Origin of the sequence: Massilia timonae, from assembly GCF_001866515.1 — a bacterium.
GTDB classification, from domain to species: domain Bacteria; phylum Pseudomonadota; class Gammaproteobacteria; order Burkholderiales; family Burkholderiaceae_D; genus Telluria; species Telluria timonae.
Genome location: NZ_JRYB01000001.1, coordinates 3,788,791 through 3,806,409 on the forward strand (window position 1 = coordinate 3,788,791; position 17,619 = coordinate 3,806,409).

Sequence of the window (17,619 nt, forward strand, 5' to 3'; positions counted from 1 at the left end):
TAAGTGACGTAGATCGGCGCCGGTCGCGCCACTACGTCAGTTGACGTATGGGCGGGGCTGGTGCGCCTCGCTAAGCTTTTCGCATTCCTCATCCACCAGGAGCACTCCCCATGCAACAGCGCCGCCGTTTCATCGCCAGCCTGACCCGCATCGCCGCCGCCACCGCCGTGCTGGGCGGCAGCCTGCCGGCCGTGGCCGCCGACACCATCAAGGTCGGCATCCTGCATTCGCTGTCCGGCACCATGGCGATCTCGGAAACCACGCTCAAGGACGTGGCCCTGATGGCCATCGAGGAAATCAACGCCAGGGGCGGGGTGCTGGGCCGCAAGCTCGAGCCGGTGGTGGTCGATCCGGCCTCGAACTGGCCGCTGTTCGCCGAGAAGGCGCGCCAGCTGATCGCCAAGGACAAGGTGGCCGCGGTGTTCGGCTGCTGGACCTCGGTGTCGCGCAAGTCGGTGCTGCCGGTGTTCAAGGAACTCAATGGCCTGCTGTTCTACCCCGTGCAGTACGAAGGCGAAGAGCTCGAGAAGAACGTGTTCTACACCGGCGCCGCGCCCAACCAGCAGGCGATTCCCGCGGTCGAATACCTGATGAGCAAGGACGGCGGTGGGGCGCGCCGCTTCGTCCTGCTCGGCACCGATTATGTGTATCCGCGCACCACCAACAAGATCCTGCGCGCTTTCCTGAAAAGCAAAGGGGTGAAGGACAGCGACATCCAGGAAGCCTATACGCCGTTCGGCCATGCCGACTACCAGACGATCGTCGCCAACATCAAGAAGTTCTCGGCCGGCGGCAAGACCGCCGTGATCTCGACCATCAACGGCGACTCCAACGTCCCGTTCTACAAGGAGCTGGGCAACGCCGGCCTGAAGGCGACCGAGGTGCCGGTGGTGGCGTTCTCGGTCGGCGAGGAAGAGCTGCGCGGCGTCGATACCCGGCCGCTGGTCGGCCACCTGGCGGCCTGGAACTACTTCGGGTCGGTGAAGAACCCGGTCAACGTCGACTTCACCAGAAAGTGGCGCGCCTACGCGGCCGCTAGGAAGCTGCCGAACGCGGACAAGGCGGTCACCAACGACCCGATGGAAGCGACCTATGTCGGCATCCACATGTGGGCGCAGGCGGTCGAGAAGGCGAAGTCGGTCGACACCGACAAGGTGATCGCGGCCATGGCGGGCCAGTCGTTCAAGGCGCCGTCCGGCTTCACGCTGACCATGGATGCGAGCAACCATCACCTGCACAAGCCGGTGATGATCGGCGAGATCAGGGCCGACGGCCAGTTCAATGTGGTCTGGAAGAGCAAGGCGCCGATCCGCGCCCAGCCCTGGAGCCCCTATATCAAGGGCAACGAGAGCAAACAGAAGCTGTGACAGGCGCCGACTTTTAACGCCGAGACGGGGGAGAAGCTGCATGATGGTTTACCTGCTACGCGCACTGCTGGGCGCAGCCGCATTCTGGCTCTGGCTGGCGGCCGGCGCCGCCCTGGCCGCGCCGGCCGGCGTGGCGCCGGCGCTGCTGCAGCCGCTGGCCGGCGACGATCCCGACGCCCGGGTGGCGGCGGTGGCGGCGCTCGGCGCGCTGGCGACGCCGCAGGCGGCGGAGTTGCTGCGCGCACTGCAGGACGACGCCTTGTACGCCACGCCGGACGGGCAGGTCGGCATCGCCGGCCCGGACGGCGCGCTGCCCGAGGGCGCCGAGACGATCGTCGTCAACAACCGCCTGCGCACCGCCATCGCGGCGGCGCTCTCCGGGATGGACCTGATGGCGCCGCAGGGCGCGCGGCGGCTGGCGGCGGCGCGCGCCATGCTCGCCGCCGAGCCCGACCCGGCCCAGCTGCCGCTGGTGCAACGCGCCCTGGCCGCCGAAACCGATGACGCGGTGCGCGCGCCGCTGGCGCTGCTGGTGGCGCGCGCCGGCTTGGGCGCGGACGATCCGGCGCAGCGCCGCGTCGCCGCGCAGCAGCTGGGAGAGCTGGGCGGCGCCGCCCAGCGTCCGCTGCTGCAGGCGCTGCTGGAGCCGGGCGCCGAGCCGATTGATGCGGTGCGGGTCGCCGCGGCCCGGGCGCTGGCCGTCCTCGACGGCCGCCTGCGCCGCGCCGACCTGGCCGGCCACCTGTTCCAGGGACTGTCGCTGGGCAGCGTGCTGCTGCTGGCCGCGCTGGGGCTGGCCATCACCTTCGGCCTGATGGGCGTGATCAATATGGCGCACGGCGAACTGCTAATGATCGGGGCCTACACGACCTGGCTGGTGCAGACCCTGTTCCGGCGCTACCTGCCGGACGCGCTCGATCTGTACCTGCTGGCGGCGTTGCCGGCCGCTTTCGCGGTGGCGGCCCTGGCCGGCATGGCGATCGAGCGCACAGTGATCCGCTGGCTGTATGGCCGTCCGCTGGAAACCCTGCTCGCCACCTGGGGCATCAGCCTGGTGCTGATGCAGGGTGTGCGCACGCTGTTCGGGGCGCAGAACGTCGAGGTGGCCAATCCGGCCTGGATGTCGGGCGGGGTGACGGTGCTCGGCTCGCTGGTGCTGCCCTACAACCGCATCGCGATCATCGTGTTCGCGATCCTGGTGACGGCCGCCGTCTGGCTGCTGCTCAACGCCACCCGGCTCGGGCTGTTCGTGCGCGCCGTGATGCAGAACCGGCGCATGGCCGACTGCGTCGGCGTGCCCACCGGGCGCATCGACATGCTGACCTTCGGCCTGGGTTCCGGCATCGCCGGCCTGGGCGGCGTGGCGCTGTCGCAGCTGGGCAACGTCGGTCCCGACCTGGGCCAGGCCTACATCATCGATTCGTTCATGGTGGTGGTGCTGGGCGGCGTCGGCCAGTTGGCCGGCACCGTGATCGCGGCGCTCGGCCTGGGCGAATTGAACAAGCTGCTGGAGCCGCTCGCCGGCGCCGTGCCGGCCAAGATCGGCATCCTGGTGTTCATCGTCGTCTTCATCCAGCTGCGGCCGCAGGGACTGTTTGCCCTCAAGGGAAGGAGCGTGGAATGAAGAAGCCGAGGACCTTCACGGGCGTATCGATCGCCGCGCTGGCGCTGCTGGCGGCGCTGCTGCCGCTGCTGCACCTGGCGTTCCCGCCCGAGCATGCGCTGCACGTCTCCGGCTATACGCTGGCGCTGGTCGGCAAGTTCATGTGCTACGCGCTGGCCGCGCTGGCGCTCGACCTGGTCTGGGGCTATACCGGCATCCTGTCGCTGGGCCATGCGCTGTTCTTCGCGCTGGGCGCCTACGCCCACGGCATGTACCTGATGCGTGCGATCGGCCGCGACGGCGTGTACGGCAGCGCGCTGCCCGACTTCATGGTCTTTCTCGACTGGCAGGAACTGCCCTGGTTCTGGGCCATGACCGACAGCTTCTGGTACTGCATGGCGCTGGTGGTGATGGCGCCGGGCGTGCTGGCCTTCGTGTTCGGCTACTTCGCCTTCCGCTCGCGCATCAAGGGCGTGTATTTCTCGATCATCACCCAGGCCCTGGCGTATGCCGGCATGCTGCTGTTCTTCCGCAACGATACCGGCTTCGGCGGCAACAACGGCTTCACCGACTTTCGCCGCATCCTGGGCCACGACATCACGGCCCCGAGCACCCGCGCCGCGCTGTACCTGGCTACATTGGCGTTCCTGGTCGGCGCGCTGTGCCTGTGCCGCTGGCTGGTCGCCTCGCGCCTGGGCCGCATCTTGCAGGGCGTGCGCGACGCCGAGCCGCGCCTGATGTTCCTGGGCTACGACCCCTTGTGGTTCAAGCTGTTCGTGTGGACCCTGTCGGCGGTATTGTGCGGCATCGCCGGGGCGCTGTACGTGCCGCAGGTCGGCATCGTCAATCCGTCCGAGATGTCGCCGGCGAACTCGATCGAGATGGTGATCTGGGTGGCGGTGGGCGGGCGCGGCACGCTGCTGGGGGCGATCCTGGGCGCGTTCACCGTGAATGGCCTCAAGAGCTGGTTCACCGCCGCCTTTCCCGACCTGTGGCTGTTCGCGCTCGGCCTGCTGTTCATCCTGGTCACGCTCTTCATGCCGAAAGGGCTGCTCGGACTGCGCCTTCCGCGCCGGCGGCCGGCGCCGGCCGCGCACGAGGCGCCAAAGCTGGAGGAGGCGGCATGAGAGTCGCCCAGGACGATACGCTGGACGCCAGCCACGGCGCCATCCTGTACCTGGAGGACGTGAGCGTCAGCTTCGACGGCTTCCGGGCTCTCAACCGGCTGACGCTCGACATCTCGGTGGGCGAGCTGCGCTGCATCATCGGTCCCAATGGCGCCGGCAAGACGACCATGATGGACGTCATCACCGGCAAGACGCGGCCGAGTTCGGGGCGCGTGTGGTTCGGCCAGCGCCACGACCTGGCCCTGCTCAGCGAGCACGAGATCGCGCGCGCCGGCATCGGCCGCAAGTTCCAGCGCCCGACCGTGTTCGAATCGCATACGGTGTTCGAGAACCTGGAGCTGGCGCTCAGGATGGACAAGCGGGTGCGCGCCAGCCTGTTCGCGCGCCTGGATGGCGAACAGCGCGACCGCATCGGCGCGGTGCTGCGCCAGATTCGCCTCGAGGACCAGGCCTGGCGTGCGGCCGGCCTGCTGTCGCACGGCCAGAAGCAGTGGCTCGAGATCGGCATGCTGCTGATCCAGGAGCCGGCCCTGATCCTGCTCGACGAGCCTGTGGCCGGCATGTCCGACGCCGAGACCGCGCGCACCGCCGAACTGCTCGACGAACTGCGCGGACGGCACTCGATCATGGTGGTGGAGCACGACATGGGCTTCGTCGCCGAGATCGCCCGCCAGGGCAAGGTCACGGTGCTGCACGAAGGCGCGGTGCTGGCCGAGGGCCGCATGGACGAAGTGCAGGCCGACGAACGTGTGATCGAAGTCTACCTGGGACGCTGACCATGATGCTGCAAGCCGATGACCTGAACCAGTACTACGGTTCTTCGCACACCCTGCGCGGCGTGTCGCTGGCGCTCGAGCAGGGCCAGTGCCTGGCTCTGCTGGGCCGCAACGGCGTGGGCAAGACCACGCTGCTCAAATGCCTGATGGGTGTGCTGCCTGTTGCCTCCGGACGAGTCCGGCTTGCAGGCCGCGACGTCACGCGCCTCAGCCCGCACGCGCGCGCCGCCGCCGGCATCGCCTATGTGCCGCAGGGGCGCGAGATCTTCGCGCGCCTGACGGTGGAAGAGAACCTGCGCATGGGCATGGCCGGCCTGCCGGGCCGCGCGGCACGGCACATCGATCCCGAGGTCTACGCCCTGTTCCCGGTATTGAAGGACATGCTGCGGCGGCGCGGTGGCGACCTGTCGGGCGGCCAGCAGCAGCAGCTGGCGATCGCGCGCGCGCTGCTGCAACGCCCGCGCCTGTTGATCCTCGACGAGCCGACCGAGGGCATCCAGCCGTCGATCATCAAGGACATCGAGCGCGTGATAGGCCTGCTGCGCGCGCGCGGCGACATGGCGATCCTGCTGTGCGAGCAGTACTTCGACTTCGCCCATGCGCTGGCCGACCGCTACCTGGTGCTGTCGCGCGGCGCGGTGGTCGCGGCCGGCGCGCGCGCGACCATGGACAGCGTCGAGGTCAGGCGGCACCTGGCGGTCTAGCGGACCGTCCCGCCGCCGCCGGACGCGACATCGCGAGCGAGGCCGCCGCCGTGCGGGTCTCGACGCCGAGCTTGGCGAAGACATGCTCGAGATGCTTGTTGACCGTGCGCGGACTGGTGCCGAGGATGTCGCCGATGTCGCGGTTGGTCTTGCCCTTGCTGACCCAGTGCAGCACCTCGGCTTCGCGTCGGGTCAGCGTAAAGCCGGCCATCAGGCCCTGGACCTGGGCGGCGTCGGACTCCTCGCGCAGCACCATCGAGTAGCAGCCGCCGTCGAGCGCTTCGGCCAGTTCGAAGCCGAGGCGGCGCGTGCCTTGCGCCAGCACCAGCGGCGCCGGCTCCTGTCCCTGTTCGCGGGCGGCGACTGCCTCGCGCAGCCAGAGCGCCACGCGCGCCGGCATGCCGGCCCCGGCGCCCTCCGGGAACCAGGCCTGCAGCCACTGGCGCGCCAGCGGTGTCTGCCATGCGATGCGGCCGTCCAGCCCGGCCACCAGCACCGCGTGACCGAAGGCGTCGAGCGCGCTGCGCGCCTGGGTGACCAGGCTGGCGGTGCGCATGTGGGCGCCGATGCGGGCCAGCACTTCGCTCTGGCGCACCGGCTTGGTCACATAGTCGGCGACGCCGGCCTGGAATGCGGCGAGGATGTGTTCGTCCTCGGTGAGGCCGGTCATGAACACCACGGGAATGGCGCGCGTGCGCAGGTCGGCCTTGAGCTGGCGGCAGACCTCGAAGCCGTCCATGCCGGGCATCACGGCGTCGAGCAGCACGATGTCGGGCACCAGCGCGCGCGCCCGCTCCAGCGCGGTGGCGCCGTTGTTGGCCACCACCACCGCGTAGCCCGATTCGTCCAGCGCATCGTGCAGCACGGCGAGGTTGTCGGGGACGTCGTCCACCACCAGCACCACCGGGCCCGGTGGTCGTTCAATCGTTTGCGGCATGGGATTCTCCGGTGTCGATCAGGCGTGTCATGGCGTCGAGGTCGAGGCGGGCCGCATGCCCGCGCATCAGCTCGACAAAGTCGTGGTGCGCCGCGCCGAGCGCGGCGAGGCGATCCAGTTCGGCGCGCACGCCGCGCACGTAGCCGGCCGCGAGCTGGGCGCGCAGCGCGGCCAGCGCGCCAGGCGCAGGCAGGCGAGGCGAGGCGCCTGCGGTCGCGGGTGCGGGTGCGGGTGCAGGGACGGCGCCGAGCCAGTCGAGCCGCAGGCGCCGTCCGATCCAGTCGAGCAGCTCGTCGACCTGGACCGGCTTGGTGAAGAAATCGTCGGCGCCGATGCCGGCCGGATTCGGCATGCCCTTGTCGTAGGCGTTGGCCGAGACGATCGCGATCGGGGCCCGGCATCCGTGCTCGGTGCGCAGCAGGTGGCTGGTCTCCCAGCCGTCGATGCCCGGCATGGCCAGGTCCATCAGGATCAGGTCGGGGGCGAAGCCGGCCTGGCGCTGCAGGCATTCGGCTCCCGATGCCGCCTGGCCGACCACGAAACCCAGCGGCGCCAGCAACTGAACCAGGAATTCGCGATCGTTGCGCTCGTTGTCCACCACCAGGATGCGGCGCCGGGCGCCGGCATAGCCGTGGCGCCGCGCTGGCGCATCGGTCTGACCAGTAGCAGGACTGTGCGCTTCGCCATGCACGCGCGGCAGGAGCAGGCGCACCGCGAACACGCTGCCGCCGCCGGCGCTTGGGCGCAGCGTCAGTTCGCCGCCCATCAGCTCGGTGAGCAGCTTGCTGATGGGCAGGCCCAGTCCGGTGCCGGCGCTGTCGCCGGCATTGCCCGCGCTGCCGCGCGTGAACGGCTCGAAGATGCTTTCCACCTCTTCGGGCAGGATGCCGGGCCCGGAATCCTCGACCTCGAAGTAGGCCATGTCGCGCGCATAGCGCAGGCGGAACACGATCGCACCGCGCGCCGTGAACTTGACGGCGTTACCGAGGAGATTGATCAGGATCTGGCTGAGCCGCTTGCGGTCGGCCCGTACCAGCGGCGGCAGCACGCCGTCGCATTCATGGACGAAGGCCAGGCCCTTGCCGGCGGCCTGCTGCTCGAACATGCGCACCAGTTGGCCGATGAAAGCGTCGAACCGCAGCGGGCGCATGTCGATGCTGAGCTTGCCGCCCTCGATGCGTGCGATATCGAGCGTTCCCTCGATCAGCGACAGCAGGTGTTCGCCGCTGCCGCGGATCACCCGGATCGCCTGGCGGCGGTGGTCGGGAATGGACGGGTCGTCGTCGAGCAGCTGGGCGTAGCCGAGGATGCTGTTGAGCGGGGTGCGGATCTCATGGCTGATGCCGGCGATGTAGCGGCTCTTCGCCTGGTTGGCCTGGTCGGCCTGCTTCTTGGCCTGCTGCGCTTCTTCCTGCGCCACGCGCCGGCTCTGGCTGTTGAGCACCAGCCACCAGGCGATGATGGCGCTGACCAGCAGCAGTGCGCCGAACAGCTTCACGAACGCCAGCTGCAGCGGCGCCAGCAGGCGGACGTCGCCGCCCCGCGCCAGGGCGGCGGCTTCGTGCAGGTAGAGCGTGCCGAGGAGGGCGCCCAGGAACAGCATGGTGACCGTCATCAAGAGCAGGTAGTGACCGAGCCCGCCGCCCAGGTAGGGCCAGCTGGCGCGCGGCAGCAGCCAGCGCATGGCCGCCTGCCACTGCACGGCGATGCGCGCCTGGGGCTTGCAGGCGTCGTCGCAGCGGGCATCGAGGCAGCAGCACAGCGAGCAGATCGCGCCGCCGTAGGCCGGGCACTGGGCCATGTCCTCCGGCTCGTATTCCTTCTCGCAGATGCTGCACACGGTGCTGCGCGGCGGGTCGGTATGCGGCTGGCGCGCCATGTAGTAGCGGCCGCGGGTGGCGTGGGCGATCAGGGGCGCCGCCACAAAGGCGGTGGCGAGGGCGATGAAGGCCGAGAAGGCCTGGGCGACCGCGCCGAACAGGCCGCCGAAGGCGGCGATCGACAGGACCGAGGCCAGCAGCATGGCGCCGACGCCGACCGGATTGATGTCGTACAGGTAGGCGCGCCGGAACTCGATCCCGGGCGGACTCAGGCCGAGCGGCTTGTTGATCACCAGGTCGGCCACCACCGCCGCGATCCAGGCGATGGCGACGTTCGAGAACAGGGCCAGCACCAGGTCGAGCGCCTGGAACACGTTCATTTCCATCAGCAGCACCGCGATCAGGGCATTGAAGCAGGCCCAGACCACGCGCCCGGGATGGCTGTGGGTCAGGCGCGCGAAGAAGTTCGACCACGCCAGCGAGCCGGCATAGGCGTTGGTCATGTTGATCTTGATCTGCGAGATCACGACGAACAGCACCGTCGCCAGCAGCGCCGCGCCATGGCTGTCGAAGAACTCCCCGAATCCGGCCAGGTACATATGGGTTGGATTGACGGCATCGGCCAGGCTGGCGCCGCCCTCGATCGCCAGCAGGGCGAGCAGGGCGCCGGCCAGCATCTTGAGGATGCCGAGCACGATCCAGCCGGGACCGGCGACCAGCACGCCCAGGTGCCAGCCGAGCGTGGGCTTGCTTTGAGGCGGCATGAAGCGCAGGAAGTCGACCTGTTCGCCGATCTGGGTGATCAAGGCCACGCCGACGGCGGTCGCGGCACCAAAAGCGAGCATGTCGAAGCCGCCATGGCCGCCCTGCGCACCGCCGAAGTGCAGCAGCTCGGCCGGCAACTCCGGGCGCTTCACCAGGATCGCAATGAAGGGCAGGGCCATCAGCCCGAGCCAGAGCGGCTGGGTCAGCATCTGGATGCGGCTGATCAGGGTCACGCCATGCGTCACCAGCGGCACCACCACCAGCGCGCTGGCCAGGTAGCCGAGCCACAGGGGCAGGCCGAAATACAGTTCGAGCGCATAGGCCATGATGGCCGCTTCCAGCGCGAACAGGATGAAGGTGAACGAGGCGTAGACGAAGGACGAGACGGTCGAGCCGATATAGCCGAAGCCGGCGCCGCGCGTGAGCAGGTCCATGTCGACGCCGTGGCGCGCCGCATAGTAGCTGATCGGCAGGCCGGTCAGGAAGATGATCAGCCCCACCGCCAGGATCGCCCAGAAGGCATTGATGAAACCGTACTGCAGGGCGATGGTGCCGCCGATCGCTTCGAGCACCAGGAAGGAGATGGCGCCGAAGGCGGTATTGGCGACCCGGAACACCGACCATTTGCGAAATGCGCGTGGGGTAAAGCGCAACGCATAATCCTCGATGGTCTCGTCGGCGACCCAGGTATTGTAGTCGCGCCGGATCTTGACGATGCGCTGGACCGGCTGGGCGCCCGGCTTGCCGGGGTGTGGGGCGGATGCGCTCATGGGCGGAGGAATGGTGGGTTCTCCAACCCGGAACGCAATTTATGTGCCAGAACCCGGGCTACGGCCCGCCACGCGCCCGCTTCTTTATCGCCGCGTCAAAAGAAATACCGCAGCGATGCACCGCCGCTGGCCTCTGGCACCGTGGTGACCACCAGCCCGGCCGCCGTGCCATAGGCGATGTCGCTGGCGAACTTGTGCGGCTGCAGCGTCGCGAACAGCGCACCCTGGAACTTGCCGATGTCATAGGTCGCCTTGACGTCGTAACGCACATAGGTCGGCATATCGCGTTCGTACAAGGGCGTGCCCATGTAGTAGGGATTGCCGGCCGTGACATACACGTCGCCGGCCAGCGTCAGGCGGCCCGGTCCCAGTGCGCTGCGGTACTGCACGCCGGCCTTCCAGGTATGCTCCGGCACCGACAGGCGGGCGCCGGCGCCGGGCGCCGGGTTGTCCAGGCGCGCGCGCAGGATGCGGCCATAGTTCAGGTACGTGCTGAAGGCGCTGCTGAACTGGTAGCGCAGGTCGAGTTCGACGCCCCGGCGGGTGGTCTGGCCCGAGGCCACGAACACGTCGGGCGCGGTGTTGACGATCTCGTCGTCGTTCTGGATGGTGTAGAACGCGCCGGACACGCTCAGGCCGTCGAGCGGCCTGGCGTTGAACCCGACATCGTGCGAGCGGACCCGGCTCGGATCGATGCCGGCGTTGATGCGTCCGCCCGCAGCGCCCAACGGTCCCAGGCTGCCGCTGGTGCTGATCTGCTCGGCGGCCGGCGAGCGAAAGCCCTGCGCGATATTGGCGTACAGTTCCAGGTCGGGCGCCACGTTCCAGATCGCGCCGTACTTCGGCGTGATCACCGAACCCTTGTAGCCGGTCGACGCGGCCGGCAGCTTGAGGTTGACCAGGTCGTAGTCGAAACGGTCGTAACGCGCGCCGCCATGCAGCTTGACGGTGGGCAGTACCCGGTACTGGCCCTGCACGAACACGCCGTAGGTCAGCAGGTCCAGGTCCTGGTTGTTGACGTAGTTGGCGGTCGGCTGGCGTTCGCGGTACTGCTGGCGATACGCGTCGCCCTTGTCCTTGCGCGCTTCGGCGCCCAGCGTCAGCACGGCGGCGTCGCCGAAGGTCCAGGTATTGCCGCCGCGCGCGCCGTAGATGCCGCGATCGTCATAGCCGTAGGTGTGCTGGGTGGTGCTGGTCTGGATCGCGCGGCTGCGCTCGAAGTCCTCGGCGTAGGCGGTGGCGAACCAGCCGGCCTCGCCCGATGCCGGGCGGCGGTTGAACACCAGGGTCTTGCGCTGCGCGGCGCCGAAGCCGGGCAGGTCGTACATCGTCGAATGCGGGTCGAGGCCGGCTTCCATGGCCGGCAGCGAAAGGTAGCCGGCGCCGGCGAAGTCGGACTTGTAGTACGTGGCGCGCAGGCTGTAGACGCCGTCGCCGATCGTGGTCGACAGTTTCCAGAACAGGTTGCTGCGATCGGTAAAGGCGCCGTGGCGGAAGCCATCGAGGCTGTAGCGGTCGGCCACGACCAGCGAGCGCAGCTTGCCATGCTCGCCCGAGAGCACCAGCGAGCCACGCCGCCCGCCATAGCTTTCCACGGTCACGGTGGCGCTCGAGGGCGTGGCGGCGCCGCCTTCGCGGGTACGGATCGCCACCGCGCCGGCGCGGTTCTGGTCGCCAAACAGCGCCGAGACCGGTCCCTTGATGACGTCGATCGTGTCGATCATGTCGCCGGTCATCCACTCGAGAAATGCCGGGCCGTGGCCGGCGCCGCCCTGGCTCGACGGGATGTTCTGCGGCACGCCGTCGATGTAGATCGCGGTGTCGGCGCCGTGCGTGCCCTGGGTGGCGAAGCCGCGCATGCGAAAGCCGTTGCCGGTGTCGCCCTGGTCGATATTGTTGGCGACCACGCCCGGCACGCGCCGGAACACGTTCGAGATATCGCGTCCGATGTCCAGCGTGGCGAGATCTTCCGACGTCACCGTGGTGACGCCGCCGGGCAGCGACCTGGCGCCGGTGCCAGGCGCCAGGCGCTCGTCCTCGCTGCGCTGCCCCTTGACTTCGACGACCTGGGCCGGGTCGGCGGATGCGGCGGCGGCCATGTCTTCCGCCAGCGCCGGCGCGGCCAGCGCGCAGGTGAGCATGACGGCATGCGGAATCGCACGCACGTGCAGATTGAGGTCGTTGACGACGGTGCGCTCGCCGTAGCGTTTGGTCAGGTGGTCGATTCTGATCATAGGGGTGTGATGGTGAAGGCGGGGCGCCGGGATGCGGGAATCGGAGACGCACAGGGGCCGTCAGGACGATGTGTCTCCTTAATGATAATGATATCTCATTATCAAAAATGTGTAAATGTGCTGGTCCGTCGCGGACGGGCGAGGGGAGGGCAGGGCCATCGGAACACGTTGCAACGATGGTCCGTCATGATGTGACCGCTGGAGTATCGACGTTAACGGCGCCGGTCTTTCAGCCGCTCGCCAACCACACGCCGTAAAATGCGGTCTTGATCCACCACGTATAAAACATCACATGGAAACCATCGACCAGCGTTACCTCGTCCAGCAAAAAAAGCGCACCGAGGAAGGAAAGCCACCCGTATTCGCCAAGGTGATGCGCAGCAAAGAGGGCAAGTTCGAAGGCGTGTCCTTCATTAGGAACAAAGAAAAGGCCACCGTCATGACGGTGGCCGACGCTCAGGAAGTCATCGACTGGGCCGCCAGGAAGAAAGGCAATGCCCACGAATACGACACCAGGATCATCTGCGTTGGACAGTAGCCGGGGATCCGGCAGCATGCGTCAACCGGGCATCCCCCCAGGTCGCCACCACGGGCGGCGCATCGGTTGCCTGCGATCCACGCACCACGAGTTCGATGAGCCTGACGCCCCGAACGTCCGCCTGTAATAGCGGCGCCCTGGCGCCAAACGCCACCGGCGCGCTTTCGGCCAGCAGCTTCCCATCGCCATACACGTAGAAGCGCACGGGCTGACGCGTGTTTTCGGTCGAATCATCCACGCCGACCGAGGCCGTCAGCTGCGCATGGCCGCCATCGTTCTTCACCTGCAGCCGCGAGTTCGACAGTACGCCGAGCCCCGACTCGAACACCTGTCCGGCCACTTGCAGGGTCTGGCCATACGGCGTCGTATCCGCCTGCGCGCCGCCCCAGCCCGCATACTGGGGACGCGAACCGCCGGAGCGGGTGCTCGACCATGGGTCGATCATGCGGTGGACGGTCGGATCGAGTTGCGGTTGACGGGCGCCGTCGACGGCGACGTTGATCGAGCCGGGGATTTCCGACAGATAGACGCCGTTTTCCAGTTGCCGCTTGCCGGTCGCCTCGAACACGAGCGTCTCGTGCGGCGCGAGCGTGAAGGCCTTCTCGCCGGTGAAGGTCGTGCTCTCCTTCGACCACAGGTCGCGCAGCAGGACCGGTGCGCTGCCCGAGAGTTTCAGGTGACTTGCCAGCAGGGTCACCGGCGCCGGCGCGGCGCCGCGGTTGAACAGCGCCACCGCCTTGCGCTCACCAGTGCCCAGCGTCTTGACGATGATCTGCGCATCGTCCGAGTCATAGGCGACCACGCCCTGGTGTCCCGCCTTGTCCTGGTTCAGGCCGACCACGTCCGCGTTGCCCAGCACCTCGAGGAAGGATGCCGGTCCATTGCGCAGGTCATAGCTGATCAGGAGCGGCGCATTGATCATCGCCCACAAGGAGAAATGCGAGCGCACTTCGACCGGGTTGGCGACATCGAATGCGCCATGGCCGATGTGCAGGATGTCGGGATCGTTCCAGTGGCCGGGGCCGGCGTACAGCGCGCGTTTCGCCGCGCTGTCGAAGTTGTGCAGCATGCTGGTCCAGCTGGGCGTGATGTCGGCGCTGGTGCGCCACAGGTTGCCGACATCCTTGCCCCAGGTGCGCACGTTCGCCATGCCCCAGGCGCAGATCGACAGCACATAGTCGTTGTTCGGCCGCGCCTCCTTGAGGGCGGCTGCGACGTCTTCGTAGCGGGCGCGCACCGCCTTGACGTCGGTGCGGTTGATCGAGCCGCGTTCGATCAGGGGCGGCGCCGCGCGGTAGTCCTGTTTCTTTACCAGGTCCGAACCCGGCAAGAAGTCGGCCAGCCCGCAGGCGTCGATCTTGATGTAGTCGAAGCCCCATTCCTTGAAATACAGGTTGATGTCCTGCGTGACGTGGCCTTCCAGTCCCACCTCGCGCTCGGCGGTCGTGCCCTGCGGCAGGTTGGGCGAATGCAGGTCATAGGCTTGCGAACAGGCGTTGCGTCCGATGTCGGTGTAGATCCCGGCCTTCAGTCCCATCGCATGCAGCTTGTCGGTGAATGGCTTGAAGCTGGTGCCGGCAGGTCCACCGGTGGCTGCCGAGGGAAAGATATTGGTGCGGATCTGCAGCCGGCCATCGCCGGTGCGGCGCTTCAGCCACCAGCCGTCATCGATGTTGACGTGCTGGTAGCCGAGCCTGGCGAGGCCGCTGTCGACCAGCGTTTGCGCGGCGCCGAGCACCTTGCCTTCGTCGACTTCGGTGCGAAACGCGTTCCAGCTGCTCCAGCCCATCGGCGGCGTGCTGGCGCTGCCGCTGGTGGCGCCTTCCCAGCGGCCCGCCGGGGCCAATGGATCGCCGGGGGAGCTGGCATGCGCCGGCGTGAACAACAAGGTCAGCGTGGCAGCCAGGCTGCCACAAACGATTTTCCATGCCATGGGTTGGCCTGCTCCGGTCCAGCGTTGTTGCATGCACATCTCCTGCTCGTGTCGAAGGCGGGGCAGGGCACATCCTGCCCCGTGCCGCATCAGAATTTCAGGCTCGCGCCCAGGGTAATGGAGCGGCCGTAGCGGTAATAGCCGTTGGGCAGGCTGACGATGCCGTTGGTCAGCTTGGGCGCCTGCTCCGCGTCGGTCAGGTTGTTGCCTTCGATGCTGATGCGCAGCGACTTGTTCACCTCGTAGGCGATCTGGGCCGTCACCCACGTCATCGAGTTGGCCATCTCGTTGAAGCCGGAACCGATCACATTGGTGGCGGTGACGAAGGAATCGGTGTAGTCGGCCGTGGTGCTCATGCTCCACGGGCCGCGCTCGTACAGGATGCCGAACGAGGCGGTGGCCGGCGCGATGCCTTCGAGCGGGCGCTCTTCGCCGCCTACCCAGCTCTTCGACAGGTTGCGCGTGTATTGCGCACGCACGCCGAAGCCGTTGTCGAACAGGTGCTGCAGGCCGATCTCCATGCCGCGCGCCTTGGCGCTGTCGCCGTTGATGGGGCGCTGCACGTTGAACAGGCGCCCGCCGGGCGCGCCGATGTCCTGGCCCGTCAGCCAGAGGTTGGTGATCTGGTTCTTGATGTTCTTCTGGTAGACGGCGAAGGTCAGCGCGGAGCTTTTGGCGTAATACCATTCCAGCGACACGTCGGCCTGGCGCGCCGTGTACGGCTTCAGGTCGGCATTGCCGCCGTAGATCTGCGTGAAGTCGCCCCACGAGATGCTGGCGGTGGTGCTGGACGGCGCCAGCTTGTCGACCGAAGGACGCGCCATCGTCTTGGCGGCGCCGAGGCGCAGCTGCAGATTGTCGGTGAGCGAATAGGTGAAGTTACCCGACGGCAGGGCGAAGGTGTAGCCGGCGTCCTGGCGCACGACCGACGGATCGGCGTAGACGGCGGTGAAGTTGAACGCGCCGTTCTGGATGATGTCGTTGATCTTCGCGTCCCAGGCCTGGGCGCCGGTCCTGGTGCGCACGAGGCGCACGCCGACGTCCGCGAACCAGCGTTCGCCGGACATGTCCGCCTGCACGAAGGCGGTCGAGGTCTTTTCTTCCACGCGATAGCTTTCCAGCGGGTTGAAGGCGGGCGCCGACAGGGTCGAGCTGTAGACGCCGCCGCCCGGGCGGGGCTGGCCGTCGAGGCCGGCCAGCGCCTGCGCGTAGCTGTTGACGTCGAAACCGAGGAAGCTGCGCGGGAAGTTGCCGCTCACGCCAGACAGGAAGCCGCCCGGGCTCAAGGTCTGGTTGATGACGTTGCCGCCGAGGGACCCCACGTTGACCGCGTTCTCGCCGGAGTAGTGATCCTGGCCCGCATTGAAGGCGTTGTTGATCATGTCGCGCGACTTCTTGCGGTTGGTCTGGCTCAGGCCGAACTTCAGGTTGTCGATGTTAAAGCGGGCCACCTTCCAGTCGGCGTCCAGCGTCGCGCCGCCGATGCGGTCGTCGATATTGTCGCCCGTGCGGCTGTAGAAGTGGGTGTTGAAATCGCTGGCGCTGAACAGGCCCTGGGCCAGGCCGGTCTGCAGGTCGCGGCCATCGGCCAGCGTGGTCGTCACGTCGGGCACGGCGGCGCCGGTGAGCCGGATGCGCGTGGTGTTGGGCTGGTTCATGCGCAGCACGACATAGCTGTCGTTGCCGCCGGAGTCGCGCTTCGACGTCGACAGGTAGACGTCGCCGGCCACCTTCAAGGCCGGCGACACCTTCCATTCCGCCCTGGTGCCGACCATCGCGGTGTCGACCACCCGGTATTCGGTCTTGTTCAGGACCTCCGGGTTGAGGCGCAGCTCGGGGTCGGTGCTGTCCAGGGTCAGGTCGGTCACCACGCCGTTGGAGACCTTCATGTCGGACCAGCGGCCCGGCGCGAACAAAGGGTAGTACGACAGCTGGTAGCCGACCTGCGGCGAGTCGAGCCGGGTCTTGAAGCCGTCAAAGACGACTTTCACGTCATTGGTGGGCCGCCACTCCACCTTGCCCGACAGCGCCAGGCGTTCTTTCTTCTCCATGATGGAGCCGAAGCGGAACTGGCCCGGCCCGATCAGGCCCTCTTCGTCGGGGTCGAGCATGCCGTTGCCGTTGGGGTCGATGGCGCCGCCCCAGGCGTTGCCTCCCTCCCAGAACTGGCTCGGGTCGCTCGGGATGGCGTTGCGCGTCCAGCCGCCGTCGTTGCCGGCCGTGTCGGTGCGCACGTCGCGCTTGGCATACACGAGGCCGAGCAGCACGCCGACCTTGTTGTCGAAGGTGTTGCTGTAGGTGCCCGACAGCTTCTTGCCGTTCAGGCTGCTCATATCGTTGTGGTCGCCTTCCAGGCGCAGCAGGCCGCGCTGGCCCTTCTGGTCGAATGGGCTGGCCGAGCGCAGGTTGACGAGGCCGCCGATGGCGCCTTCGATCAGCTGCGCCTGGGTCGACTTGACGACGTCGGCGCCGCTGATGACGTCGGCCGGCAGCACGTCGTAGGCGAAGTAGCGGCCCGCGCTGTCGGTGCCCAGCAGGCGGCCGTTGAAGGTGGTGATCGTGTAGTCGGGGCCGAGGCCGCGGATGCTGACCTTCTGGCCTTCGCCGCCGGCGGTGCGCGAGATCGAGACGCCGGTGATGTGGCTGAGCGAGTCGGCCACGTTGTTGTCGGGGAAGCGTCCGAGCTCGGTCGCGCTGATGCTGTCCTGCACGACAGCCGAGTTGCGCTTGAGCGCCAGCGACTGTTGCAGGCTGGCGCGGGTGCCGGTCACGACGACCTGCTCGACCTTGTCGGCCTCGAGCGGGGCGGCATCCGACTGGGCGCGGGCAGGCGCCGCGAGGGTGGCCAGGGCGAGCAGGCAGGCAGAAGTGAGCGGATTCAGCGCAAAGCGGGCATGGCTGTCGGCGTGAGAACGGCATTGCAGATGAGAACTCATTAAACGCTTCCTTTTTTATAGGTTTGTTGGAGCAGCACGGGCGATGCTGGGCACACGGGAAGGCTGTCCGGTTGCGGTCACTACCTGTCTCGGCCGGCAGGCGGACGAG

General features: G+C 67.8%; 11 protein-coding genes. 6 read left to right on the forward strand and 5 right to left on the reverse strand.

Going from position 1 to position 17,619, the window contains the following annotated elements; all coding sequences use genetic code 11:
• The first annotated feature begins 110 nt into the window (after positions 1-110).
• From urtA to urtE, 5 genes are read left to right on the forward strand one after another with little or no spacing between them, the layout of a single operon-like run.
• Complete coding sequence (gene urtA, locus LO55_RS16320) at positions 111-1,367, forward strand: urea ABC transporter substrate-binding protein (protein WP_005667075.1); 1,257 nt, start codon at positions 111-113, stop codon at positions 1,365-1,367.
• Between the two features lie 43 nt (positions 1,368-1,410).
• Positions 1,411-2,991, forward strand: a complete 1,581-nt coding sequence (gene urtB / locus LO55_RS16325) for an urea ABC transporter permease subunit UrtB (RefSeq protein ID WP_071363811.1) — start codon at positions 1,411-1,413, stop codon at positions 2,989-2,991.
• Positions 2,988-4,097 (forward strand): urea ABC transporter permease subunit UrtC, encoded by a 1,110-nt coding sequence (urtC, locus tag LO55_RS16330; protein ID WP_071362266.1) that lies wholly within the window; start codon positions 2,988-2,990, stop codon positions 4,095-4,097. The genes urtB and urtC overlap by 4 nt, the downstream gene beginning before the upstream one ends.
• On the forward strand, positions 4,094-4,873 hold the full coding sequence (gene urtD, locus LO55_RS16335) for an urea ABC transporter ATP-binding protein UrtD (protein ID WP_071362267.1): 780 nt from the start codon (positions 4,094-4,096) through the stop codon (positions 4,871-4,873). Before urtC ends, urtD begins: the two co-directional genes overlap by 4 nt.
• Positions 4,874-4,878: 5 nt before the next feature.
• Complete coding sequence (gene urtE, locus LO55_RS16340; protein WP_071363812.1) at positions 4,879-5,577, forward strand: urea ABC transporter ATP-binding subunit UrtE; 699 nt, start codon at positions 4,879-4,881, stop codon at positions 5,575-5,577.
• Here the strand turns inward: urtE and LO55_RS16345 are convergent.
• From LO55_RS16345 to LO55_RS16355, 3 genes are all read right to left on the reverse strand, one after another.
• Positions 5,555-6,514, reverse strand: coding sequence for a response regulator transcription factor (locus tag LO55_RS16345; protein WP_071362268.1), 960 nt, complete (start codon positions 6,512-6,514; stop codon positions 5,555-5,557). The two genes, urtE and LO55_RS16345, sit on opposite strands and share 23 nt — an antisense overlap.
• The gene (locus LO55_RS16350; protein ID WP_071362269.1) at positions 6,498-9,869 is read right to left on the reverse strand and encodes an ATP-binding protein; all 3,372 of its coding nucleotides are present in this window, start codon (positions 9,867-9,869) and stop codon (positions 6,498-6,500) included. Before LO55_RS16350 ends, LO55_RS16345 begins: the two co-directional genes overlap by 17 nt.
• A gap of 95 nt (positions 9,870-9,964) precedes the next feature.
• Positions 9,965-12,103: a TonB-dependent receptor gene (locus LO55_RS16355; protein ID WP_071362270.1), complete on the reverse strand. Its 2,139-nt coding sequence runs from the start codon at positions 12,101-12,103 to the stop codon at positions 9,965-9,967.
• Positions 12,104-12,395: 292 nt separating this feature from the next.
• Here LO55_RS16355 and LO55_RS16360 point away from each other — a divergent pair, with 292 nt between their 5' ends.
• On the forward strand, positions 12,396-12,641 hold the full coding sequence (locus LO55_RS16360; RefSeq protein ID WP_005667085.1) for a hypothetical protein: 246 nt from the start codon (positions 12,396-12,398) through the stop codon (positions 12,639-12,641).
• Here the strand turns inward: LO55_RS16360 and LO55_RS16365 are convergent.
• Positions 12,622-14,574: an NPCBM/NEW2 domain-containing protein gene (locus LO55_RS16365; RefSeq protein WP_071362271.1), complete on the reverse strand. Its 1,953-nt coding sequence runs from the start codon at positions 14,572-14,574 to the stop codon at positions 12,622-12,624. The two genes, LO55_RS16360 and LO55_RS16365, sit on opposite strands and share 20 nt — an antisense overlap.
• Positions 14,575-14,663: 89 nt before the next feature.
• The gene (locus tag LO55_RS16370; RefSeq protein ID WP_071362272.1) at positions 14,664-17,510 is read right to left on the reverse strand and encodes a TonB-dependent receptor; all 2,847 of its coding nucleotides are present in this window, start codon (positions 17,508-17,510) and stop codon (positions 14,664-14,666) included.
• Positions 17,511-17,619: the final 109 nt, after the last annotated feature.